The sequence below is a fragment of the Arthrobacter sp. Z5-13 genome, from assembly GCF_056499105.1.
This window is the reverse complement of record NZ_CP096460.1, coordinates 3,541,301-3,564,375: the sequence shown is the minus strand read 5'-3', so window position 1 is coordinate 3,564,375 and position 23,075 is coordinate 3,541,301. Positions and strand designations below refer to the sequence as shown.

The 23,075-nt window shown below is 62.7% G+C and carries 17 protein-coding genes; 9 read left to right on the top strand and 8 right to left on the bottom strand.

Features of this window, described 5'->3' with window-relative positions:
* Window positions 1-15: 15 nt before the first annotated feature.
* The gene (locus tag M1E02_RS16555) at window positions 16-3,690 is read right to left on the bottom strand and encodes a TM0106 family RecB-like putative nuclease (protein ID WP_479378194.1); all 3,675 of its coding nucleotides are present in this window, start codon (window positions 3,688-3,690) and stop codon (window positions 16-18) included.
* A gap of 190 nt (window positions 3,691-3,880) precedes the next feature.
* Between M1E02_RS16555 and M1E02_RS16550 the strand changes: the two genes are divergently transcribed.
* The 5 genes from M1E02_RS16550 to M1E02_RS16530 all read left to right on the top strand — a co-directional run bounded on the left by M1E02_RS16550 (window position 3,881) and on the right by M1E02_RS16530 (window position 9,909).
* The gene (locus tag M1E02_RS16550; RefSeq protein WP_479375301.1) at window positions 3,881-4,393 is read left to right on the top strand and encodes a nucleoside deaminase; all 513 of its coding nucleotides are present in this window, start codon (window positions 3,881-3,883) and stop codon (window positions 4,391-4,393) included.
* 159 nt (window positions 4,394-4,552) lie between these two features.
* Window positions 4,553-4,993, top strand: a complete 441-nt coding sequence (locus M1E02_RS16545) for a CBS domain-containing protein (protein WP_247048269.1) — start codon at window positions 4,553-4,555, stop codon at window positions 4,991-4,993.
* A gap of 131 nt (window positions 4,994-5,124) precedes the next feature.
* Window positions 5,125-7,530 (top strand): Tex family protein, encoded by a 2,406-nt coding sequence (locus M1E02_RS16540; RefSeq protein ID WP_479375300.1) that lies wholly within the window; start codon window positions 5,125-5,127, stop codon window positions 7,528-7,530.
* A gap of 81 nt (window positions 7,531-7,611) precedes the next feature.
* Window positions 7,612-9,417, top strand: coding sequence for a gamma-glutamyltransferase family protein (locus M1E02_RS16535; protein WP_479375299.1), 1,806 nt, complete (start codon window positions 7,612-7,614; stop codon window positions 9,415-9,417).
* Between the two features lie 132 nt (window positions 9,418-9,549).
* Window positions 9,550-9,909 (top strand): hypothetical protein, encoded by a 360-nt coding sequence (locus M1E02_RS16530; RefSeq protein WP_479375298.1) that lies wholly within the window; start codon window positions 9,550-9,552, stop codon window positions 9,907-9,909.
* A 459-nt stretch (window positions 9,910-10,368) separates the two neighbouring features.
* On the opposite strand, the gene M1E02_RS16525 is transcribed toward M1E02_RS16530, so the two are convergent.
* The 6 genes from M1E02_RS16525 to M1E02_RS16500 all read right to left on the bottom strand — a co-directional run bounded on the left by M1E02_RS16525 (window position 10,369) and on the right by M1E02_RS16500 (window position 17,163).
* Window positions 10,369-12,192 carry an HNH endonuclease signature motif containing protein gene (locus M1E02_RS16525; RefSeq protein ID WP_479375297.1) on the bottom strand — a complete coding sequence of 608 codons (1,824 nt, stop codon included), beginning with the start codon at window positions 12,190-12,192 and terminating at the stop codon, window positions 10,369-10,371.
* 78 nt (window positions 12,193-12,270) lie between these two features.
* On the bottom strand, window positions 12,271-13,050 hold the full coding sequence (locus M1E02_RS16520) for an isocitrate lyase/PEP mutase family protein (RefSeq protein WP_479375296.1): 780 nt from the start codon (window positions 13,048-13,050) through the stop codon (window positions 12,271-12,273).
* A 21-nt stretch (window positions 13,051-13,071) separates the two neighbouring features.
* On the bottom strand, window positions 13,072-13,476 hold the full coding sequence (locus M1E02_RS16515; RefSeq protein WP_479375295.1) for a DUF1622 domain-containing protein: 405 nt from the start codon (window positions 13,474-13,476) through the stop codon (window positions 13,072-13,074).
* Window positions 13,477-13,542: 66 nt separating this feature from the next.
* The gene (locus tag M1E02_RS16510) at window positions 13,543-15,063 is read right to left on the bottom strand and encodes an amino acid permease (RefSeq protein ID WP_479375294.1); all 1,521 of its coding nucleotides are present in this window, start codon (window positions 15,061-15,063) and stop codon (window positions 13,543-13,545) included.
* 143 nt (window positions 15,064-15,206) lie between these two features.
* Window positions 15,207-16,160, bottom strand: a complete 954-nt coding sequence (locus M1E02_RS16505; RefSeq protein ID WP_479375293.1) for an SDR family oxidoreductase — start codon at window positions 16,158-16,160, stop codon at window positions 15,207-15,209.
* A 73-nt stretch (window positions 16,161-16,233) separates the two neighbouring features.
* Window positions 16,234-17,163, bottom strand: coding sequence for an MSMEG_6728 family protein (locus M1E02_RS16500; RefSeq protein ID WP_479375292.1), 930 nt, complete (start codon window positions 17,161-17,163; stop codon window positions 16,234-16,236).
* Between the two features lie 194 nt (window positions 17,164-17,357).
* On the opposite strand from M1E02_RS16500, the gene M1E02_RS16495 reads away from it, so the two are divergent.
* Window positions 17,358-17,930 (top strand): hypothetical protein, encoded by a 573-nt coding sequence (locus M1E02_RS16495; protein ID WP_479375291.1) that lies wholly within the window; start codon window positions 17,358-17,360, stop codon window positions 17,928-17,930.
* Between the two features lie 149 nt (window positions 17,931-18,079).
* Here M1E02_RS16495 and M1E02_RS16490 read toward each other — a convergent pair whose 3' ends face one another.
* The gene (locus M1E02_RS16490) at window positions 18,080-18,727 is read right to left on the bottom strand and encodes a transglycosylase family protein (RefSeq protein ID WP_479375290.1); all 648 of its coding nucleotides are present in this window, start codon (window positions 18,725-18,727) and stop codon (window positions 18,080-18,082) included.
* A 367-nt stretch (window positions 18,728-19,094) separates the two neighbouring features.
* Between M1E02_RS16490 and M1E02_RS16485 the strand changes: the two genes are divergently transcribed.
* The 3 genes from M1E02_RS16485 (at window position 19,095) to M1E02_RS16475 (ending at window position 22,790) form a co-directional block, all read left to right on the top strand.
* On the top strand, window positions 19,095-20,075 hold the full coding sequence (locus tag M1E02_RS16485; RefSeq protein WP_479378193.1) for an adenosine deaminase: 981 nt from the start codon (window positions 19,095-19,097) through the stop codon (window positions 20,073-20,075).
* Between the two features lie 223 nt (window positions 20,076-20,298).
* Window positions 20,299-21,243 carry a pullulanase X25 domain-containing protein gene (locus tag M1E02_RS16480; protein WP_479375289.1) on the top strand — a complete coding sequence of 315 codons (945 nt, stop codon included), beginning with the start codon at window positions 20,299-20,301 and terminating at the stop codon, window positions 21,241-21,243.
* Window positions 21,244-21,497: 254 nt separating this feature from the next.
* A complete protein-coding gene (locus tag M1E02_RS16475) occupies window positions 21,498-22,790 on the top strand; it encodes an ammonium transporter (protein WP_479375288.1) in 1,293 nt (430 codons plus the stop codon).
* Window positions 22,791-23,075 lie beyond the last annotated feature (285 nt).

Sequence of the window (23,075 nt, the reverse complement as noted above, 5' to 3'; positions counted from 1 at the left end):
ACCGTGAGGGTGCAGCTAACAGCGTGCGGTTCCCCGCTGGCACAGGCCTATGAATCCGCCAAGTTGTGCCAGACCCTCCGGATGGGAGGGAAGGTAATTTGTCAGTTGGGGAGATCTCACTACAACCGCACGCCACTGGGCTCGGGAAACGGCAACGTTGATCCGGTTCCGGGATAGCAGGAATTCGATGCCCCGGGGAGCGTCAGCGACGGCTGAACACGCCATGGAGACGATAACCACGACGGCTTCCTGCCCTTGGAATTTATCGACGGTGCCGACGCGAACCGCCCTGAGCCCTGCCTGGTCCAAGGCATCGCGGACCACGTTTACCTGTGCGTTGTACGCCGCGACCACCAGAACGTCCGCTTCGCCCAACAGGCGGCTCCCGCCGTCGTCGTGGTGCCATTTAAGCCCGAGGTGCCGCTGGACCTGCTGGACTACTGCTGCGGCTTCCTCAGTGGAGGATGTGGTGTTTCCACCGTGGGGAACATAGACGGTCTCGATTCCGGCGGGCACGCCGTCCAGCATGCGCTGATCAGCTGCGGGAGACGACTGCAGCCGTCCCTCGTAGGAAAGCTCCGAGACTGCCCTGCATAGCTCTGTGGTCATTCGCCACGAGTCCGCAAGGAAATAACCCAAGTCGGGTGGCAGCGTCGCGTGGCCGTCGGAAATCCAGCCCAGCGCCGACTCGTTGACGGGCTCCGGATGCGTCCCCTGACTCACCTGGGGAAGCTGCTGGGGGTCGCCGAGAAGCAACAGCCGAGGGCTGGCCTGCGCCACTGCCAAGGTGTTAGCGAGCGAGAACTGGCCTGCCTCATCTATCACCAGCAGGTCCAGCGAACCGGCAGGGACTGTGGCGCCGGTCATCGTCCAGGCAGTTCCGCCTACCAGTGCGCCATCGGGGGAATTGAGGAGCCGCTCCACGTCGGCGGCAGATCGGTTGTCCCACGGAAGGGAATCGCTGTGCTTGACGTCTTTGGCCACTTTCCGCGGGTCCACTCCCGCTTTTTGCACGGCAGTCCGCATGAGGTTCTCGATCACAGCATGAGACTGAGCAACTACTCCCACCTTCCATCCACGATCAACCAAACGGGCGATCACGTGGGAACCCACATGCGTCTTGCCTGTGCCGGGAGGGCCCTGAACAGCAACGTAGGAGCGGTCGAGATCGAGGACAGCTTCGGTGATGGCATCGATAAAACGATCCGGGCCATTTCCGACTTCCGGCAGAGCAGCACGGCTCCGCAGGCGTGGGGGAACCCTGCGGACAAGATCCAGGCCTGGATGCTCAGGGAACCGGGGGTGGCCTGGCTTGCTGTCCAACAGCGAGGCAGCGACCTTGTCAGCCAACGATGCCAGCGCCTGCTCTAGGCTTTTGGTTGCGAGAGGTTGGTCCTCGGTAAGGGCGATAGGTACTGCGGGGTAGGGGTCGATTTTCCGGTGAAGCCGATCCCGGATGATGACAACATCCTGTCCGTCCTCATGTCCCAACTCCAGGATTTCCGTTCCGAACCATCCGCCGCGCCCGGTGCCGTCTTTTCCCGTGCCTTTCAGCCCAGACGGGAGCGGTCTGTCATACATGCGGAACCACGTGCTGCCGACCTTCAGGTCCGAGCCCGCGCTGACGCTGCCCGTGAGCTTCACCCGGCGTTCGGGCAGCTTCGCTCCTTCTTGGCGCCAGTCGTCCAGGATTTCAGCCTGCTCCACGAGAAAGACGTTGCGGTCGTGATGGTGGCTTTCGGGTCCGTTCTCGCAGCGGTCGAAATGGGCCCACCAAAATGACTTCCGCTCACGGCGGTGATAACTGACAGCCGCGGCCACCATAGCAACGGCGTGGGCATCAGGATCGGGTCCGACATCCTCGATGGTGCCGGCAATCTTGGCGGCCTGCGTCCGGGATCCTGCCCACTCGTCCAGGAAGGTGTGCAGGACGATCTCCGAGGACCTGAGGTCTGTGCCAGCCGGGGGTGCCTCACTTTTTGGTGTTTCTTTCGTGGGCTGGGTTTCGGCCAATGCGGCGGCAGCGTGTGAGGAGTCGATCCCGCGTTGGCGGGCCAGGTAGAGCAGCCAGTTCCTCAGTTCCAGCGTGGAAACGCAGTCGTACTGGTTGTAATCGGAAATCCCGGCGAGGATTTCGGCGGCAAGGTCGTCCAGTCCGTTGTCGCGTGCTTCGCAGAAATCAGCATAGGCAACCACAGAAGCTCCTGCGTCAGTTACGTCGCCGGAACGGAGATTGTTGCCCATGTACAAGGGCTCGAGTTTCTTGATGCTGTAGGAGTTCTCGGAGATGCGGATACTGTTGCGGACCGTCTGATAAAGGTCAACCAAGAGCCCGTCACGGAGCCATTGATCCACGATGTCTTCACCGGCAACGTGCATCACCGAGAGCTTACGCAGGGCGGTCTTCTCATAAGCGGCGTAGTGATAGACGTGCATGTCCGGGTATTTGGCCCGCCGGTCTTGGACATAGTCAAGGAAATCCAGGAAGGCCTGTTTTTCGGCGGCGCGGGTGTGTGCCCAGAAGGGTCTGAACACCCCGGCCACGCCAGACTCGACCGGCGCTTCAACAACACCGAACAGATACTCCAGACCCCAGGTACCGGTTGCATCCTCTTGCCACAGGGGGTCTCCTTCAAAGTCGAAGAAGATATCGCCGTCGTCAGGAGGCGGAAGTTCCCTCAAAGTGTTTTCCGGAATCACCCGGTAGCTCAGAGCGTGCTCTTCGCCGTCTTTGGCGTAGCGGACGCTTCCGTCCACCGGCCCAAAACCGGTTTGCATCCGTGCCTGATCCTGCAGCCTCAGGAGCGGGGGATTCGCATCTGGAAAATCTGCTTCGGCGAGCTGATGCACAGTAAAGATGCCCTGCTCATGAAGTTTCTTACGCTGGCTGGAGTTCATCCTTGCCACCAGCAAGACGTCATCCGTAGCCTTGACCTGTTCTTGGCAGTAATCGCACCTTCCACATGCAACGACTCCAGGTGCCCCCCAAACCACGGGGTACGGAACCGCCCGGTGCCCGCCAACAAGTTCAAAAAAGCGTTCGCGCCGCTCGCGGAAAACCGGGAGGACGTCAGCCAGCTTGTGGCTGCTGCGCACGTTCTCGAAGCTGCCATCAGCGGTGACCACTGTGGCGCCAAGGATAAGGGTGACCAGCGGGTCCGGCTCGAGACCTGCTCCCAGCAATTGATCGCCATAGGCAGCCAACTGGAGCAGTGCCGTGACTTTTGCGTGCCGGGCCAGTTTGGTGTCATAAACGGCGTAGCGGCCATCAGGCTGCTTCACAAGAAAATCGGAGCGCCCATGGAAGGTGCCATCAAAGAACGCTGCCTGGAAAACGACGTCGGCTCCCGAATGCAGGGCTGCAATAGATTCCGAATGTTTGGCCAGCAGCGTGGCGCGGTCCATATCGGAGGCGGGCGCGACGTCGTACACTCCACGTTGCCGGGAAGGGTCCCAAGGCCCGAACTCTTCAACGAACTTATCCAGGACTCTGTGCTCGTGGAGGTCGCCAAGCTTCGCGGTTCGCTCCAACATCGCGTCTGCCTCGAAGACGGCGCGGGGGGATCGTCCGAGTTTTTCGTCGAGTTTCCGGAGCAGTTGATATTCGCAAGTGGCCGCTGTGACGAGGTCACTCGCAGAGAACACGAGGTCCTGTTCCCGCCCAGGAACTTCTGGTTCAAGAAGAAACACGCGACCCCGCTCCTCATTGATGCGCAGTGACATGGCTGCCACCTTGGTGCCGGCCCGAGTTGGCTTGCAAAATGCCGCTAACTCCGTTGGCCGACCTTCTGTTGCCAAGCTATCAAAAGCGGCTGACATTATTGCTTCAGGATGAGCAGCCCTGTTGAAGCCCTGTTCAGGGAGGTAGGGTCTGAGGCATATGACTGACCAGCAGCCCTCCCTGAAGCAGCCCTCCGTGAACCAGCCCGGGGCACCTGCGCGATCGGACACGCCCTTGGCCGACGGTCCCGCCTTCGAAGCAGCCGTCCACGCCGCCGTGCAGAGCTTGCGGGAAGGCGGAATTCCGATCGGTGCTGCCTTGACCAGGGGTGGCGAGGTGATTGGCAGTGGCCACAATGAGCGCGTGCAGAAGGGCGATCCCATTGCCCACGGGGAGATGTCCGCCCTTCGTGCGGCCGGCCGGCAGAAGAATTACCGGGACACGACGCTGTACACCACCCTTGCCCCGTGTGCGATGTGCACGGGAACCATCATCCAGTTCAAGATTCCACGGGTAGTTGTGGGAGAGGCGCGGACCTTCCCTGGGGAGTTTGAGCTCCTGCGCTCCCGCGGCGTCGAGGTGCTGGTTCTGGACGACCAACGGTGCATCGACATGATGGTGGCGTTCCAGCAGGAACATCCCGAGCTCTGGGCTGAGGACATCGCCGAGTAGGCCGCCTGAATCCGCTGAATCGGTTGTCCAGCGAGCGTTCGGAACTCCCACTGAGGAGGTTCCTGACGCCGTCGACTTGGTGGGCGCCCAGGCGTACGCTGGATTTGTCGGCGCAAGCCGGGGGCCTGCGTCGATATTTCAATCGATGAAGGAGGACCAATGAGTGCTGTCCGTGAATTCATGACTACGAACGCCCGATGTATTACGGAAAATCAGTCCCTCGTGGATGCTGCGCGGATGATGATGGACCTTGACTGCGGTTCGTTGCCGATCTGTGGTGATGATGGCAGGTTGAAGGGCATGATCACCGACCGGGACATCGTGCTCAAGTGCGTTGCCGCTGGACGTGATCCAGGCGAGATGATGGCCCGAGAGCTCGCCACAGGCAAGCCCCACTGGGTCGACGCCGATGCCAACATTGACGAAGCCATCGAAATGATGGAAAGGTACCAGATCCGGCGTCTCCCGGTTATTGCCGACCACAAGATGGTAGGCATCATTAGCCAGGGAGACATCGCCCGCAACTACTCTGAGGAGAAAGTGGGCGAACTGGTGGAGCACATCTCGGAACGCAAGAGGATGCAGTCCAGCAGCTCGTAAGTCAGGCAAACTCATAGGCAAACCAGCGCCACGGAGACCGCCTCTGTGGCGCTTCTTTCTGCTCCCGTAAGTGCCCCGATCAGACAGGCCTCCCGGACTGGCCTGACAGAATGTCGGCGGGGTAAGGCAAAATGATTCGGGTGAACCACCTACAGCAACCCACGTCTCCTTCCGCCACGCCTGACGCCGTGATCCATGCCCAGATCGCCCAGGAACTTGGGGTCAAGGCCTGGCAGGTAAAGGCTGCTGTGGAACTGCTCGACGGCGGATCAACGGTGCCGTTCATCGCCAGGTACCGCAAGGAAGCCACCGGGACGCTGGATGACACCCAGCTCCGTGAGCTTGAGGAACGCCTCCGCTACCTCCGCGAACTGGAGGACCGCCGTCGGGCCGTCCTTGAGGCTATAACTGCCCAAGGCCAGCTGACTCCGGAACTCCATGCCGCCGTCGCCGGGGCTGACACCAAATCCCGGCTGGAGGATATCTATCTGCCGTTCAAGACCAAGCGGCGTACCAAGGCGCAGATTGCCAAGGAGGCGGGGTTGGAGCCGCTGGCTGACTCCCTGCTCAAACGGCCGGAACTGGATCCCGAGCGCGAGGCCGTTAAATATCTGAATCCGGAGCACTCTGTTGATGATGCCGCCGCAGCGCTCGCCGGAGCCCGCTCCATCCTTGTGGAACGTGTAGCGCAGGACGCCGATCTTGCCGCGACTCTCCGGGACCGGCTTTGGACACAGGGCCGGATGGTTTCCCGAGTGAAGAAGGGCAAGGAAGCAGACGGCCAGAAGTTTGCGGACTACTTCGAGTTCTCCCAAGCCCCCACCGGGATGCCATCCCACCGTGTACTGGCGCTGTTGCGGGGCGAGAAGGACGGCGTACTGGACCTCGATCTCGCAGAAGCAGAGCCGTCCGACGACGACGCCCTCGCCAGCGCGCGCGCGCGTTACGAGTCCGCTGTGGCCAGGTTCCTCGGGGTTGCCGACCGCGGGCGCCCTGCAGACTCCTGGCTCATCCAGACCGCGCAGGTGGCGTGGCGGTCCCGCGTCCTTGCCCGGCTGACGGCCGATCTCCGGACGCGGATGTTCGCCGCTGCCGAAGACGAAGCCGTTCGGGTGTTCGCCAACAACCTCCGGGATGTCCTGCTTGCCGCGCCAGCCGGCAACAGGTCCACGCTGGGACTGGACCCGGGGCTCCGTACGGGTGTGAAGGTTGCGGTAGTGGATGGCACCGGGAAGGTGGTGGCCACGGACACCATTTATCCCCACGCACCGGCGCGCAAGTGGGACGAGTCATTGGCAACCCTTGAGCGCCTTGCCCGGCAACACAACGTCGAACTTATCGCCATCGGCAACGGAACGGCATCCCGGGAGACGGACAAGCTGGCTACTGAACTCATCAAAAGGGTAGGGGCGGGCACAGGCAACAAACCGCAAAAACTTGTGGTTTCTGAGGCCGGGGCTTCCGTCTATTCCGCATCAGCACTGGCTGCGGCCGAACTGCCGGGGATGGATGTCTCCCTCCGCGGCGCCGTGTCCATTGCGCGCCGGCTGCAGGATCCGCTGGCCGAGCTCGTGAAGATCGAGCCGAAGGCGATCGGCGTCGGGCAGTACCAGCACGACGTCACTCCGGCCAAGCTGGATCGGAGCCTGGATGCTGTGGTGGAGGACTGTGTGAATGCCGTGGGCGTGGACGTCAATACTGCCTCACCGGCGCTGCTTAGCAGGGTCGCCGGAGTCGGACCGCTGCTTAGCGAGAACATCGTTGCCTACCGGAACGAGAATGGACCGTTCGCTAAGCGCAGCGAGCTAAAGAAAGTGCCCAGGCTGGGCGCCAAGGCCTTCGAACAATGCGCCGGGTTCCTGCGGATCAGTGGCGGACCAGAGCCTCTTGATGCCTCCAGTGTTCACCCCGAGGCCTACCCTGTAGCGCGCAAAATCATGGCAGCCGCCGGAGTGAAAACGTCTGGCATCGGTGCCGGGGTCGGTCCTTCCACTGGCGCGGGTTCGTTGGCGACCATCAACGCCCAGGACTTTGTCGAAGGCGCTTTCGGGTTGCCCACGGTTAAGGACATCATCTCTGAGCTGGAGAAACCCGCCCGTGATCCGCGGCCCGCTTTCGCTGCTGCGGCCTTTGCCGACGGCATCGAAAAGATCTCAGACCTTCGGCCCGGAATGGTGCTGGAGGGGACTGTCACCAACGTGGCAGCTTTTGGGGCCTTCGTGGACGTGGGAGTGCATCAGGACGGCCTGGTCCACGTCTCGGCACTTGCGAATCGGTTTGTGTCAGATCCCCGTGAGGTGGTGAAGTCCGGCCAGGTTGTCCGCGTCAAAGTACTGGAGGCTGACCCCGAGCGGAAACGGATCTCGCTCACCCTAAGGCTCGACGACGAACCGGCTCCCGCTCGCCCTGCCTCCGGGAACAGGCCCACCCAGAAGGGCAAGCCAGCTCAGGGCGGCAAGCCCGGCCAGGACGGCAAGCCAGCGCCGGTCAACACGGCGATGGCTGAAGCCTTACGGAAGGCAGGTCTCGGGAAATAAGACACTGACGGCTCCGCCGGCCCGGACCAATCCTCAGCGCGGGGCCAAAGAAGTGAGGTCACCCAGAATTAGCATTGACGCATGACGTTCACCGAGCCGGCTCCGTTCACTACCAGGCCCACGCTGCAAGGCACGTTCGGGATGAGTGCCTCGACGCACTGGACGGCCACAGCCACGGCGCAGGCAGTGCTGGAACGCGGAGGCAACGCTTTCGACGCCGCCGTAGCAGGCGCTTTCGTGCTCCATGTTGTCGAGCCCCATCTGAATGGGCCTGGCGGTGATGTAACCGGCGTGTTTGCCGCTGCGGCTGAACCAGGAAAGCCTGTGGTTCTGATGGGTCAGGGCCCGGCGCCGCTGGGAGCAACCCGGCAACACTATTTGGCTCAAGGCATCGACCTGGTTCCGGGATCAGGGGCGTTGGCCGCAGCGGTTCCTGCCGCCGTCGACGCCTGGCTTTTGCTTCTGCGGGACTACGGTACGTGGGAGCTGGAATCAGTGTTGCAGTTTGCCATCGGATATGCGCGGGACGGTCACCCGATGCTGGCCCGCGTCGGGAACACTATCGCCGTAGTCGCTGAGCTGTTCAGAGAACACTGGCCCACTTCGGCGGAGTTGTGGACACCCAACGGCAGGATCCCGGCCGAGGGTGAGCTGATCCGGAACCCGGCGTATGCCCACACGCTCCAGCGACTGGTCGAGGTCGGGCGCTCTGGATCGGCGTCGAGGGCAGGCCGGATTGATGAGGCCAGACGCGAGTGGCGGGAGGGCTTCGTCGCACATGCAATGGCCGATTCGGTGCAGACCCCACACCGGCATTCGTCCGGCAAGGATCACTCCGGGGTCCTGGGGTTGGAAGATCTCGCACGATTTGAGGCGAGTTATGAGCCCGCCACGACTTTCGACTTCCGCGGCCACACCATAGCCAAGACTGGACCGTGGGGGCAAGGCCCGGCGCTTCTGCAAGCCCTGGCGATTCTTGACGGGTTCGACGACGAGTATCTTGATCCTTCCACTGAACTTGGAATTCACACGATCCTGGAGGCGCAGAAACTGGCGTTGGCTGACCGGGAAGCCTACTACGGCGACACCGATGTGCCGCTCGAGTATCTTCTGTCGCCCGAGTACTGCGAGGCGCGCCGACGTCTCATCACAAAGGACGCGTCCTTGGAATTCAGGCCGGGAACAGTGCCGGGTCGAAGCCCGTACATGCCACCTCTCCGCACCGAGCACGTCACTCCGACACAGGGTCCCGTGCCCGCGGGTCTGGGCGAACCGACCGTGCAGCCGACGGGGGAGACCCGCGGCGATACCTGCCATATTGACGTGGTGGATCGTTGGGGGAACATGATCTCTGCAACTCCCTCTGGTGGCTGGCTGCAGTCGTCGCCGGCGATTCCCGAACTGGGTTTCTGCCTGGGCACCCGCCTGCAGATGACGTGGCTGGAACCGGGAACTCCCTCAACCCTGACTCCCGGGAAACGGCCTCGGACCACCCTCACCCCTACCTTGATTCTTCGCGACGGTCACGCGGTGACTGCTGTGGGATCTCCAGGAGGTGATCAGCAGGACCAATGGCAGCTGCCCTACCTCCTGCGAACCATCGTGGGTGGGTACTCACCGCAACAGGCCATAGATGCGCCTACGTTTCACACCACCTCCATGCCCGGTTCCTTTTGGCCTCGCACCTGGGAACCTGGCGGAGCGGTTCTCGAAGACCGCCTGGGCGCTGAGGTCATTGCCGGTTTGGAGCGCCGAGGGCATCGGATCACCCTGGCCGGAGGATGGACCTTGGGCCGATTGTCCGCAGTGACGCGGGATCCGCCTACCGGAATACTGCAGGCCGCGGCCAATCCACGTGGCGCTCAGGGGTACGCTGCCGGTCGATGACCCCTTGAATCGACCCTCGTTTTGGTGCCCTCCGGGTACAGGGACGGCGTCGGGGGTGGTACCGGGATACGGACGCGCGCCACGCGGGCAGAGACACTTCCGGCAGTCCCAGGTTTCTGCGACGCTGGGTCAATGACGTATTTCCTTGAGTACACGATTCCTGCCGCCCCGGACAACGCCGAGTTCGAGTTCCCGCACGATGAAATAAACGCTGGGGAAACAATTCCCCTCTCGGAAACCCGTGCCGAAATCATCCATACTCCCGAACTGCCTGCCCGAACGGCGATCATGGGGGCTACAGTTCCGGAGGCCAAGCTCGAGGCCGAACAACTCATTCTCCACAGCCGGGCAACCGAAGGGTCCCTGTATGACGACCCTTCCAATTCCCTACAGGATGGAGTGGGCACGCTGGTAGCAACCTTCGTGGAAGACCGCGGCTGGCAGGACGCCCAGCCCGGGGACTACGAGCCCGGTCGGCTGCCCGAGGACTGAAGTCGGGTGCCGCGGGCACCGAAGGCTGGATCTGAGCAGACCTCTGCAACGGACACATTGACGGGCAGGTCCCGCCCAGTTGCTGGCTGGGCAGCACGAGTTTCCCTAAGCAAGTCGGCCCCAACCGGATCTTCATGGATCCAATTGGGGCTTTCTCGTGCCACGAATGGGCCACCCGCGCCCGAGTCTACCTAGGCGCCCGCAGCAAGTGGGCATGAGTCAGCGCGTTTGCCGGTTCTTGCTCGTTGTCTTGTGAGGGATCGGGGCGTTCTTGTGTCCTGGCGCATCCCATTCGCTACTCCCAAAGCACTTGCTGCTGTTCCCCGTCATTCGACGGCGTGTGCGCGTTGTCCGCAGTTAGGCAGACCTGTTGTCACTTTTTCCGCGCGTTTGAGTCATCCTTCGTTTGAGCCACTTCCAGTTGTGGCTCGGCTTCCGCGTGTCTAATTGGCGTCCGGGTTATTGGTGGAAGTAGTGGTTTTGTCGGGGTTGTTGGGTGGGGTCGATGTGTGGTGGTGGGATGAACCAGGGGATGCCGTGGGGCATGTGGATGGTCCATTGTTCTTTGTGGATGAGGTGGTGGTGGTGGCTGCAGAGGAGCGTGCCGTTGTCGGTGCTGGTGGGTCCGTTGTGTGACCAGTAGGTGGTGTGGTGGGCTTCGCACCAGGGGGCTGGGATGGTGCAGCCGGGGAAGGTGCAGCCTTGGTCGCGGGCGGTGATGGCTTTGCGGATGTGGGGTGGGAAGATGCGGGTGGTGCGGCCGATGTCGAGGATGCGGCCTTCGCTGCCGAGGAGGATGGGGATGATGTCGGCGTCGCAGGCGATTTTGCGGATGGTGGAGGCGGTGACGGGCCCGGTGAACGCGAACGTCCCGGTCCCCGTCCCTGTGCCCGAACCGATGCCTGGGCCTGTGCCCGAACCGATGCCTGGGCCTGTGCCCGAACGCGTGGCTGTGCCTGTACTGGTGTGGGTGTGGTTGAGGCGGGTGAGGAGGTCTTGGTAGTCGATGGTGACCATGACCTGGGGTCGGAGGCCTCCGGTGGTGGGGAGGTGGGTGGTGGTGAGGGCTGTTTTGCAGGCTCCGATGAGGCCGTCGAGGAGTTGCTGGGGCCGGGTTCTGCGGTCCAGGGCTGCTGTCTCTGCGGCTGATTCATCCGATACCACGTCTGTGGCTGCTGCTCTGGGCGGATCCTCTGCTGCCGCTTCTGTTCCTGCTCCTGCTTCTGCTGCCGGGGTCCCTGTTCCTGGCCCTGGTGTGTGGAGGCGGGGGTTGGTGGCGGTGTTCATGGCGGTGAGGAGGTTTTCGTATTGGTCGGTGGTGGCGAAGATTTCGAGGTGGTGGAGTCCGCGGCGGGTGTGGCGGATGAAGGCTCCTTGGCGGTGGCGGAGTTCTTCTTCGGAGGGTTCGGTGCCGTCCTGGTCGATGGCGTCTGCCCAGCGGCGGGTGATGCGGGTCAGGAAGTCCTGGTCTTCTTCGGTGGCGGTGCGGGTCAGGGCGTGTTCCATCCGGTTCAGGGTGTCCGGGTCCGTGACGTGCTGGGCGCGTTCGAGGGCGAGGGTGATGATGGTCGCGGCGCGGGAGGGGATGGTCCCGGTGGCGTAGGCGGTGGCGAGTTCTTCCCGGGCGGGCGGGATGGGTTGGCCGGTGATTCCGGTGGAGGGCAGGAGCGCTGCGGCCAGGGCAAGGCGGCGTCGGGCTTCTGCGATGCTGATCCGCAGCCGGGCGCGGAGGAACTCGGCAGTGTTCCGGCACCCATCCCCAACCGGCACAGCAGACCCCCGACTGGCAGGAGCAGCAGATCCGGCAGCACCCCGACCGGAAGCGCTGCCGGCCCCGTTTTCCACTGTTTCAGTGCCCCACCCGGTGGTCCACCCGGCCGAAGTGTTTGAGTTGGTGGCTTCGGTTCGGGTACGGTCCACCGCTGCGGCGGCGAGGACCTGGAGGTATTCCACCGTACGGGAGAGTTCCTCGACCTGGCCGGCGAAGTCCGCCGCGTCAGTGAAACCGGACAGTGCGAGCTCACCGGCCGCCGTCGTCCGCGCCGTTCCCAACAACTCAAGACTCGCCGCCACCGCACCGGACATACCGCTGCCCAAAACCGGCGTTGCGGGGACGGCTGACTCCTCCGCAATCACACCTCGATTGGATGCAGCGGGGGACGGCACCACCCGCAACCCCGCCCGCCCCGGAAGCTCAGACGCCGGATCCTCAAAGAAGCGGGCGTTGGAGAACAGCCCAAGGCGCGTGGCCTGGTTCGGGGCGTGTTCTCCAACGGCTTCCATGGAACAACTCTGCCAAAGGGGTACGACAAAATAAGCCCACCCACCCGAGACGCGAAACAGTCCAGCCCCGAAACGGAGCTAGTTGAGCCCCCGAATCCCATCAGGCAAGGTGCCGCCGGCCATCAGATCAGCCGCGGTGTCAGCCAAAGCCGTGAGGGCAACGCGCTGGCTCCATGGACCGTAGGAAATCCTTGCTACGCCCAACTCCTGGAGCTTTGCGGGAGGCAAGGATCCTGGCACATTGATGACTGACACCTTGTTCCAGCCGATTCCTTCCACGAGGGCAGCAACGGTGGCTTCGTCGAGGAGGCCGGGAACAAAAACAGTGGTGGCGCCGACGTCGAGGTACCCGCGGCCGCGCTCGATTGCGTCAGCCAAAACGTCGGCCGGGTTGCGGTCCTTGCCCCTAAGGAAAGCATCTGTGCGGGCGTTGAGGACGAAATCAATTCCCTCGGACTCTGCAGCCTTGACGACGGAGGCCATCTGGACAATGGCGTCGGCGATGGGTAGCATCTGGTCCTCGATGTTGGCGCCGACAATCCCGACGCCGATCGCTTTCCGCGTGGTTTCACCGGGGTCGCCGTAACCCGCTTCAAGGTCAGCTGAAACAGGGAGTTCCGTGACCGCTGCGATTCGTCCGACAGTTTCAATCATCAGGTCCACGGGAGTGCCTTCGCCATCCTTGTAGCCGAGGGATGCCGCGATTGAATGACTGGCCGTTGCCAGGGCTGCCGTACCGGGGAGGTCTGCAATCACTTTGGCGGTTATACAGTCCCAGACATTCACGAGCTGGAGAATCTGCGGTGCCTGGTGCAGGCGAAGGAGTTCGGAGGCTTTCGCGGTGGTGGATTCAGTCATAGACCGAGCCTAGCGTGTGGTCTAAGCGCGTGCCCCCGCACCGGCCGTCCCACGCTCACGATCCTCATCAGGCTCCTTTTGCCATGGCCATCGCCCCGTTATTTCAAGTTCCAGCGAAAAGCTCAGGAACGTCCGGATGAGGACGATGATCGCGAGCACTCCAACGCTCTCGAAGGTGGGTGTGACGGCGACGGTTCTGATGATGTCGGCGGCCACGAGGAGTTCGAGCCCCAGCAGGATGGAGCGCCCAAGGAGTTGCCGGTAGGCGCGGTAGACAGAAATGGGAGCGGCGCCCTGCGGCAAGCGTTTGGGCTGGTGGCCTCGCAAGGCCATCGGGACGGAGACGACGGCGCCAATCACCATCACGGCGACGCCCACCAAGTCCATGTACCGGCCAATTGTCTCAATGAGGTGTTGGAACTCCATACCTAACCTTCCAACACCTCACCTGAAGCACCAAGGCGAACCACCGCTCAGGGCCCGGGGGTGAGATCATCGGGACACGTCGCTCTCTTCGATTTTGGAGGAGCGGTCGACGGCGGTGCGTGGCCCGGTTTTGCCCGAGCCGTAGCGCAGGCGGAAGTACAGATAGCAGGCGGCCACAAAGGCCAATCCGAAGGCCAGGGCTGCAACTTGATTGGGATCAATGGCCTGCCCTATGAGGGATACGAGGCAGATGGCGAAAGCCAGCAAGGGTACCAAGGGGAAGAACGGCGCGCGGTACGGCAGCGTGGTGACGTCGCCGCCGTCGCGCATAAAGGCCCGGCGATGGAAGAAGTGAGAGGCCACGATGGACATCCAGACGCCAACCGCTGCGAAACCTGCAATCGAAACTAGCACCAGGTAAACAGACTCGGCAGCGATCACACTCGACAACAGGGACGCCACACCGCCTACCATGCTCACGCTCAGCGCGATCAGCGGGATTCCGCGGCGCGTGACACGGCGGAAGGCCTTCGGCGCATGGCCTTCGTCCGCGAGGGAGAAGAGCATGCGTCCGCAAGAGAAAAGGCCACTGTTACCAGCCGAGAGAAGGGCTGTGATGATCACGAAGTTCATGATGTCGGCGGCGTAAGGCACACCCAGACCGCTGAAGACAGTGACGAAGGGGCTTTCATCCAGGCCCACCTGCCCGTAAGGAACTGTCGCCGCAATGACGGTGATTGCGCCGACGAAGAAGATCAGCAGGCGGAGAACCGTTGCCCGCAGCGCTTTGGGAATGGATGTGGAGGGATCCTTGGTTTCACCGGCCGCGACGCCGATCAGTTCCGAACCCGAGAAGGCATAGAAGACGGCCAGCGTGGTTACCAGCACTCCTGTGAGTCCGTTGGGAAAGAGACCGTCGGGCGTCACGAAATTTGTGAGCAGCAGGGGTGGGCCGGCCTCGGAGTTCAAGGGCTGGAAGCCGAACAGGGCGGCGCCGCCCAGAACAATCAGCGCGACGATGGCAGAAACCTTGATCAGGGAAAACCAGAACTCTGCTTCACCAAAGAACCTGGCGGAGAAGGCATTGAGGCCGAAAACCAAGGCTGCGAACACCACGCACCAGATCCAGACGTCGACTCCCGGGAACCAACGCTGCATCAAAATCCCGCTGGCGGTGAATTCAGAACCCAGCGCCACAGCCCAGCAGAGCCAGTAAAGCCAGGCCGTGGTGAACCCTGTTGCTGGGCCGATGGAACGGGCAGCATAAATGTGGAAGGCGCCGGCCACGGGATAGGCGACAGCAAGCTCGCCCAGGCAGGCCATCACCAGATACACCAGGAGTGCGCCCAGCAGATAGGCGAGCACCGCTCCGAAGGGGCCCGCCTGCGAGATGGTGTACCCGGAGCTAAGGAACAGCCCGGAACCGATCACACCGCCCATGGCAATCATGATCAGGTGACGCGGACCCATGGTTCGCAGGAGCCCGCTGCCCTCCTGAGCAGTGGGGTCAACGGACGGGTCAGCTGTCGGATCTGCTGGCGCGCTCGCCTGCTGTGGTTGCAGGGCCGTGCTTGATTTTTGCGGCATCTGTAGGCTCCGGATCAGGGGGAGTGGCCGGGAAGTCGGACCACCTCACGCTAAGTCGACGGCATCTCAGGGTCGGCATTCGTTACAGAGTGTTGCAACATGCGCACGCACAATTGCGCATTATTACCTCTGCAAATCCGGCCTTACGGGTGCCGGACGCCTTTGCCCTCGAGCATTGCCCGGTACCCTTCCCGATAGGTGGGGAAGCTGAACTCGAAGCCGGTGCCGAGGAGCCGCTCGTTACTGCACCGCTTGTTGCCACCCCGGCCTGGCTGGCCGGCCCCGCCCGCCTGGCCAGCCCTGCCCGCCTGGCCGGCCCCGCCCGCCGGGCCGGCCCCGCCCGCCCGGCCGGTTGGGGCCTCGGGTTCCCGTGGTGCGGCCGGTGGGTGGGGGAGCCCCAGTTCCTCGGCCAGGAACCGCAGGACTGCGCCCATGTCGGCAGGATGGTTGTCTACTCCCAGGTAAACGGGATGAGGCGTGAGTTCCATGCTGCACAGGTGAACGATGGCCTCAGCAGCATCGTCACGGTGGATGCGGTTGGTGTAGCGAACCTCGGCTGGAATGACAGCGCTTCCGCTGCGCACCTGATCGATCAGGCGTGTCCTCCCGGGGCCGTAGATCCCGCCCAGGCGCAGGGCAACGGAATCTGTTCCGGTGCCTTCAAAGTGGTGACGCAGCAGTTCTTCTGCCTCAAGGATGATGCGGCCCGAGAATCCGCCAGGGGCCGGCGTCGTATCTTCGTCCACCCAACCGCCGTCGGCATCTCCATAGATGGCGGTGGACGAGACGAAGAGCACGCGCCGGGGCCTGACATCGTCACGATCCAGGGCACGCAGAACGTTCCCAAGTCCGTCCACGTAGGCAGCCCGGTACGCTGCCTCGGTTGATGACTCTGCGGCGATGGCGATGACCACGGCCGCGGTGTCGGGAGGGATTGATGGAAGGTTGCCCGATGTCAGGTCGGCGGCGACACCCTCAATTTCGCGCGGAAGTTTCTCCGGCGAGCGCCGCCAACCCACCACCCGATGGCCGGCAGCGGCAAAACGCAGGCCGGCCTCGGTCCCAAGATCGCCGCAACCGGCCATAAGTACTGTCATGCTGGCCAGTCTGCCAGAGCCCTGCCGTGAGGGAGTACTTCGTCCGGCTCACCCCCTGACGGCATATGGGCGCTTAAGGCAGCGGCGCGGGAACCGGAAAGAACACCCTGGGATCCTGGAGCAGGGCCGGGTAGTCGAACGCGGAGCGGCTGATGACTTCGGTGACCTCAAAGTTGCGCCCGAAGCTGCCGTCCGGGAGGGTGATGGGCCGTCCCAGAACCTTGCCGACTGCGAAAGAGCCGCCCTCTTCCAATGGGATGGCAACGTTCGATTTGCCGGGCAGGGTGCGGAAGGCTTCCTCCTGGCGCTGGCGCTTCCGGGACGGCTTCTTTACGAGTTGCTTGGGCGGCAGCTTCTTGGCCTGCTTGGCCGGGCGTCGCGATCCCGTCTCCGCATAAACAAACTGATAGTCCTCGCCCTCGGGATCGTTGCCGGGAGCTGGCACAGCCCCTGAGCGGCTAACTGCCGGCAGGCTGATGGTTTCGATTTTTTCGGGATCGGAATCGCCCACCGGTGCCCGAAGAATCCACAGCAGGTTCTCTTCGGGGTCTACGGGGAGGAACACATGCTTTGGCTCCGGCCACACGTACTCAAGGTCACCAGGCGTGCCCGGGAAAACCTCGGTATAAAAACGCGGCTCCTTGCCGATCAGTTTGGAGCGGTGGCTCAGGTGAAGATCCGCATCGCCCAGCCATGGAGGCATCGGGATCTTTTCCGCGTAGGCACGGTGGGCTGCCTGCGGGGCAAACTCAGTGATTTTCTCCCGCGTAGTGTCGGCACCCCCGCGGTTGGTCCATTCGTCCACCATGGCCAGGCCGTAGAGCGTCAAGGCGGGGACGTAGCCCATCCACATGCGGGTTGCGGGATGGGACTGCCAGCCGTACTCCGGAATGACCAAGGCACGCAGGATCTGCAAGGCTTCGACGCGTTGTTTGCCGAGCCGGGCGGGATCAAGCGCCGCTGCACTCTGGTGGAAATCTGGGAACGGGAGGAAGGTCTGCATCCCTCCAGTGTGGAGCCGCCGCGGTTAGAGTCCAAATGGTCGCCGAATCCCCGAAAATGGGATGGCTTATCATGGTTGAAGAAGTGTGCGGCGTAGCCTACTCGACCAAATGGTGAGACACCAACGACAACACGCCGTAACAGGACTAAAATTAATAGACCCTCCACCAGCCACCGCCGCCCGGAAGAACTCTCATGACACTCACTCCAGCCGCGTTACCGCAGCCAAAGTACGGACAGATGCTCAGCCCGGACGCGAAGGGCATCCTGGTGCTTGACGAATTCACCCTTGATCCCGCCGCTGCGATCAAGGAGCAGCACGGTTTCCGCGCTGCCCTCGGTTCGGTGGCCCAGGCGTTGAACCGCATTGTGGCGGCCCGGGTGATCATCGCAGTGGTGGCTGTCGCCAACCTCCCGCTCTTCCTGTTGTCCACCGGCTGGTGGATTTACGGAGTGTCACTTGCCCTGGTGATCGGGGTTCACGCTTCAGTTTCCTGGCTAAACAAGCATGAGCCGAAGCTCCGCCAGCGTCACGAGCTGGAGCTCCACATGCACCGTGAGCGCAGCGACAACTACCGCAAAATGCGCAACGCCGTGAAGTTCGTCATCGATTCTCCTTCGCGAATGAACGAACAGCTCTACCTGGAGCTGCTGGCCGCCAAGCGCGTCGCCCTGCATCTCGCCTTGGGTACCGTGGCGCTGCTGGACACAAGCGACGACACCGCGTGGAAAGTCCGGATCGTCCGCGAATTGCCCGTCGCCGCCTAGTCAACAAGGTTGCCTAGCCAACAAAACCGCCTAGCCAACAAAGCGCCAAGAAATTACCCCAAAGCAGTACGACGCCGGAGAGTTCCCTCATGGGGGACACTCCGGCGTCGTACTTCTCTTTTTTGGACGAGTACTACCCGTTTGCCTGGCTATGCCGGCAGCTGCAGTACCTGTCCCTCGAAGACCAGGTTAGGGTCCGCGAGCGTATCGAGGTTGGCGTCGGCAAGGGTCTGCCAACCGCCTGTGATGTTGAGCTTCTCGGCAACCTTGCTCAGGGTGTCGCCCTTCTCAACGGTGTAGGTCTCGCCGCTGAGCGGAACCGCGGCCATATGGCGGGGAGCGGATTCAAGCGGGGCAGCAGCAAGCGGCGTGACAGCTGCCGTAGCCGGAACCTCAGCGGGAACCTGTTGGACAGGAACGCTCTGCGGAGCTGTCGCCGTCGCGCCCCCGCTCAAACCGAGCTGGGCGGCACAGGAAGGCCATGCTCCCCAGCCCTGGCTGGCCTGGACCTGCTCGGCTACCGCGATCTGCTGTTCGCGGCTGGCATCAGCCGCTGAGCCGGTGCCGCCGTAGGCAGCCCACGTGCTTGAGCTGAACTGCAATCCGCCGGTGTAGCCGTTACCCGTATTGGTGCTCCAGTTTCCGCCGCTTTCACACTGGGCAAGGGCGTCCCAAGTGTTTGTGGGGGCAGCAGTTGTAGCGCTGGCCGCGTTTGCAGACAGTGCGAGCCCTGCTACGGAAACGGCGGCCACAGTGATTCCACGGCGCGCGGCAGTAGTGAGAGTTGATGATTTCATGGGTGAGGATGCTCCTGAGGGCCACCTGCGCTCGATCCGTCCCCGGAGGTCGTTGCGCCACTGCCCGCCCCTGACAAATAGAGGTCGTATACGGTGTCTGCCGGCCGGGCAGTATCTGGTAGTGGCAGCACCGGGCATTCTTGGGTCCCGCTTGGCGGGCCTGTCCTCCACGCTAGGACAGCTGATAGCGGAAGCCAAATCGTCAACGGGAAGGTGTGTCGTGGATGGCCGCCGGACAGCTCCTAACCGCGCCCGATCTTTTTTGCCGCCGGACGACTATTCTTGCGAGATGACCACGCACGACGACGGCGCTGACCAGCCGCTTGAAGACTCCCTTCCGCACGAGCTGGAACCCACTCCTCCCGGGATGCTGCCGGTGGCGGAATTGCACTTGCACATTGAGGGGACGCTGGAACCGGAGCTCATTTTCGCGCTGGCCGAACGCAACGGAATCCAACTGCCGTACGCGGACCTGGACGAGTTGCGGGCACGGTACGAGTTCACTGATCTGCAGTCGTTCCTGGATCTCTACTACGCCAACATGTCCGTGCTGCAGACGGAGCAGGATTTCGCCGACATGACCCGCGCATATCTTGCTCGGGCGTCGCAGGCGGGCGTTCGGCATGCGGAAATCATGATGGATCCGCAGGCTCATCTGGCGCGCGGCATTTCGCTCGAAACCTGCGTGAACGGTGTGGCGTCGGTTCTGGCGACGTCGGAAGAGGAGTTCGGAGTTTCCACTCTGCTCATTGCCGCGTTCCTGCGCGACTTGAGCGAGGAGTCGGCGCTCGCTGTACTGGAGCACTTGCTCGCCATGAACGCGCCGATCTCGGCGATAGGACTGGATTCGGCAGAAGTGGGAAATCCTCCTGGGAAGTTCCAACGGCTATTTGCCATGGCCCGTGATGCCGGACTGCACTTGATTGCCCACGCCGGGGAGGAGGGCCCGCCCGAGTACATTGTGGAGGCCCTTGACCTGCTGGGTGTGGAGAGGATTGACCACGGCATCCGGTGCATGGAGGATCCAGCGCTGGTAGAACGCCTGGTGGCCGAGTGGGTTCCGCTCACTGTGTGCCCGCTTTCGAACGTGCGGCTCAGGGCTGTGGATTCTCTGGCCAAGCACCCGCTGCCCGACATGCTGGCGGTGGGGCTGAACGTCTCCGTGAACTCGGATGATCCGGCCTATTTTGGCGGCTACGTGGACGATAACTTCACGAAGTTGCAGGAAGTGCTGGGTCTCTCCGAGTTTGACCGCGTGCGCCTTGCCTCGAATTCCATCCGGTCCTCGTTTGCATCAGAGGAACGGAAGGCCGAACTGCTGGCAGAGCTGGGCATATCGGGCGTTTGATAACCGGACGGTTTCCGGACGGTTTGATGTGGTTCTTATCTCGGAATCGCCCGTCTCCTCGGTGAGCCGACAGAATAAGGGTTACCGATGGGTAAACAGGATCAGCGCCCTGTTTCCGCTGTCACAGTGGTTCACGACACACAGAGTTAACCGTTTTCAGTGGGCTTATTTAATAATTCCTTGGCAAAATTGCTGGTGCATCAATCGCTTCTAAAGGAGACCCATGGGGAACACCGCTGAAAACACCAACCTTCGTCTGAAAGCCGTACTTGAGGTTCTAGCCGAAGGGGTGTGGTCCGGCGAATCCGCGAACGCCGGCGCCGTGCTGGGCGAAGCAACGGCCCGCGTTCCTTTCAACGAACATGAGGGCGTGCTGCTGAGCGGCGGCATTCCCAGGGGCCACAAGACCCTGACCTCGGCCACTGCAAAACTCGTGAAAGCAGGATGGCTGGTGAAGGGCCGTTCGGGCTGGACCATTACCGACGACGGCCTGCGCGCCACTGTCGCTTTCCCTGACGCTTCCGCTTTTGGGGCAGCGCTCGACGCCGGCACTCCAGTTCCGGCCGATCTCCCCGTTCCCACGGTGGCACCTGCCCACCTGGCAGCGAAGAAGGCCGCTCCGAAGAAGTCTGCGCCGAAGAAGGCCGAGGACAAGAAGCCTGCCGTCAAGAAGGCTGCGAAGGTAGCGGACAAGGTGCAGGACAAGGCCACCCAGCTGATCGAGGACGTTGTGAAGCCGGTGGCGAAGGCCGTCCGGACCCGCAAGCCTGCTGCCAAGAAGTCCGCGACCGTCGCTCCGACGGTTGTTCCCGACGTCGGCTCGGCTTCAGCTGACCACGCCGTACCAGCTACCACGGTCGAGACGTTTGACCAGCCGGAGGCAGTCGCCGTCGCCGGTGATTTCAATACGCTTCTGGGTGCGCCGGACAACTGGGCACCGCAGTACGACGAGGTCCAGCTGCAGTTGGACCAGCTGGACCAGCTGTGGAAGCTTTCCGCTGATCTGCCGGCAGGTTACTACACCTTCAAGATCGCGCTCAACCGCTCCTGGGACGAGAACTACGGTGCGTTTGGGGCGTTCGACGGCGCCAATCACGAACTGCACCACGTCGGCGGACCGTTGACCATTCAGTACGATCACCGCACGCACGATATCCGCTACTCGTAATCATCTTCGCGTAACCCTGCTATTCGGGGTTGAGAGCCGGATCCGGTCAACGGATCCGGCTCTTGTGCTTTGCGGCCCCAGAGGGATTCCGCACGTCATCCGCTTCCGTTCACGGTTCACCAGGTAACCCAACATTCCAACGAATTAAACGCTGGCGAAACCCAAAGGCACAGTCCGAGAATAAAGATGTTAGGTGACGGCATGCGTCGGTCTCAGCAAGCTGCCCGGACCCGACTATGAGTGGAGTTACCCCAATGAACCCTGGAGATGTCGCCTGGATCCTCGCGAGTTCCGCGTTGGTGTGCATGATGATCCCCGCCCTGGCGCTTTTTTATGGCGGCATGGTGGGGTCTCGCCGGATCCTGAACATGATGATGATGTGCTTCGGCGGTGCGAGCCTGGTGGCCGTGCTGTGGGCATTCTTCGGCTATTCAATGTCCTTCGGAAACTCTGTTGGCGGACTCGGACTCGTTGGGGATGTGACCGAGTACCTGGGCATGGACAAGTTGCTGGCGGAGGACCCGGACGCGGCCATACCTCCGGCCCTCTTCGCCGCCTTCCAGCTGTTCTTTGCCTGCGTCACCACGGCACTGGTTGCCGGTGCCGCCGCCGGACGCATGAAGTTCGGGGCATGGATGGTGTTTGCCGGAGTATGGGCCACGGTGGTCTATTTCCCCATCGCCCACTGGGTCTTTGCCTTCACCTCCGCGGACGGCTCAGTCACTGGTGGCTGGATAGCGAGCGGGATCAAGGCCATCGACTTTGCCGGCGGGACCGCCGTGCACATGAATGCCGGCGTCGCGGCCCTGGCGCTGGCCCTTGTCCTGGGCCGCAGCTCCGGTTGGCCCAAGATGGAACACTCCAAGCCGCACAGCCGGCCCCTGGTACTCGTCGGCGCAGGCCTCCTGTGGGTTGGCTGGTTCGGCTTCAACGCAGGCTCGGCCCTGAGTGCCGGCCAGTCGGCGTCGGTCGTTTTCCTTAACACCGCTGTGGCGGCGGCTGCGGGCTTGCTGGCCTGGGCCTTGGTTGAACGGCTCCGGAGGGGTGCGGCCACGAGCATGGGCGCAGCTTCCGGGCTCGTCTCGGCGCTCGTTGCAATCACCCCTGCGTGTGGGGCGGCCAGCCCGCTGGGCGCTGTTGCCATCGGTGCAATTGCAGGTGCAGTCTGCTCATTGGCCATTGAATGGAAGTTCCGGCTCGGCTTCGATGATTCGCTGGACGTGGTTGGTGTGCACCTGGTGGGTGGCATCATCGGCACGCTTCTGGTGGGCTTCTTCGCCACGGACAGCGCTCCCAACGGAGTCAGCGGCCTCTTCTACGGCGGCGGGCCACAGCAGTTGGGTATCCAGACTCTGGCCACGGGTGCCGTGCTGGCATATTCCTTCGTCCTGACGTGGGTTATTGCCAAGGTCCTGGACATGACCATTGGCCTGCGTATCCACGAAGAGGACGAGCTGCGCGGGATCGACCTTGCCGCCCATGCTGAGGATGCATACCTCACTGACGAAGACCCGGTGAATCTGGGATCTGCCACCAGCCGGCCATGACAAGCTGACGCCACAAGCTCACAAAAGCAGGACAGCCCGCCAATGCTCCAAGCACTGGCGGGCTGTCTCGTGGGAATGCGATTCTGCTCCGCGAAAACCGCTGTAGCCCCTAGAACCTTGTGGGGTCCGGATTTGGCGGAACAGGCCCCGGATCCGGGATGGGCAGAGGCCCAGGGGTTGGAGCCGGATTTGGCTCCGGTGAAGGAATGGGCTCCGGCGGAAACGGGTTGGTGGGATCGGGCGATCCCGGATGGGGGCCAGGTTCCGGCGGAAAGGGATCAGGTT

Bases quoted from the DNA above. Each gene is read 5' to 3' on its own strand.
- M1E02_RS16500 (WP_479375292.1), bottom strand. From the start codon at position 17,163: ATGCAGACCTTCCTCCCGTTCCCAGATTTCCACCAGAGTGCAGCGGCG.
- M1E02_RS16515 (WP_479375295.1), bottom strand. From the start codon at position 13,476: ATGGAGTTCCAACACCTCATTGAGACAATTGGCCGGTACATGGACTTG.
- M1E02_RS16540 (WP_479375300.1), top strand. From the start codon at position 5,125: ATGATTCGGGTGAACCACCTACAGCAACCCACGTCTCCTTCCGCCACG.
- M1E02_RS16490 (WP_479375290.1), bottom strand. From the start codon at position 18,727: ATGAAATCATCAACTCTCACTACTGCCGCGCGCCGTGGAATCACTGTG.
- M1E02_RS16510 (WP_479375294.1), bottom strand. From the start codon at position 15,063: ATGCCGCAAAAATCAAGCACGGCCCTGCAACCACAGCAGGCGAGCGCG.
- M1E02_RS16525 (WP_479375297.1), bottom strand. From the start codon at position 12,192: ATGGAAGCCGTTGGAGAACACGCCCCGAACCAGGCCACGCGCCTTGGG.
- M1E02_RS16535 (WP_479375299.1), top strand. From the start codon at position 7,612: ATGACGTTCACCGAGCCGGCTCCGTTCACTACCAGGCCCACGCTGCAA.
- M1E02_RS16495 (WP_479375291.1), top strand. From the start codon at position 17,358: ATGACACTCACTCCAGCCGCGTTACCGCAGCCAAAGTACGGACAGATG.
- M1E02_RS16520 (WP_479375296.1), bottom strand. From the start codon at position 13,050: ATGACTGAATCCACCACCGCGAAAGCCTCCGAACTCCTTCGCCTGCAC.
- M1E02_RS16550 (WP_479375301.1), top strand. From the start codon at position 3,881: ATGACTGACCAGCAGCCCTCCCTGAAGCAGCCCTCCGTGAACCAGCCC.
- M1E02_RS16480 (WP_479375289.1), top strand. From the start codon at position 20,299: ATGGGGAACACCGCTGAAAACACCAACCTTCGTCTGAAAGCCGTACTT.
- M1E02_RS16530 (WP_479375298.1), top strand. From the start codon at position 9,550: ATGACGTATTTCCTTGAGTACACGATTCCTGCCGCCCCGGACAACGCC.
- M1E02_RS16485 (WP_479378193.1), top strand. From the start codon at position 19,095: ATGCTGCCGGTGGCGGAATTGCACTTGCACATTGAGGGGACGCTGGAA.
- M1E02_RS16545 (WP_247048269.1), top strand. From the start codon at position 4,553: ATGAGTGCTGTCCGTGAATTCATGACTACGAACGCCCGATGTATTACG.
- M1E02_RS16505 (WP_479375293.1), bottom strand. From the start codon at position 16,160: ATGACAGTACTTATGGCCGGTTGCGGCGATCTTGGGACCGAGGCCGGC.
- M1E02_RS16475 (WP_479375288.1), top strand. From the start codon at position 21,498: ATGAACCCTGGAGATGTCGCCTGGATCCTCGCGAGTTCCGCGTTGGTG.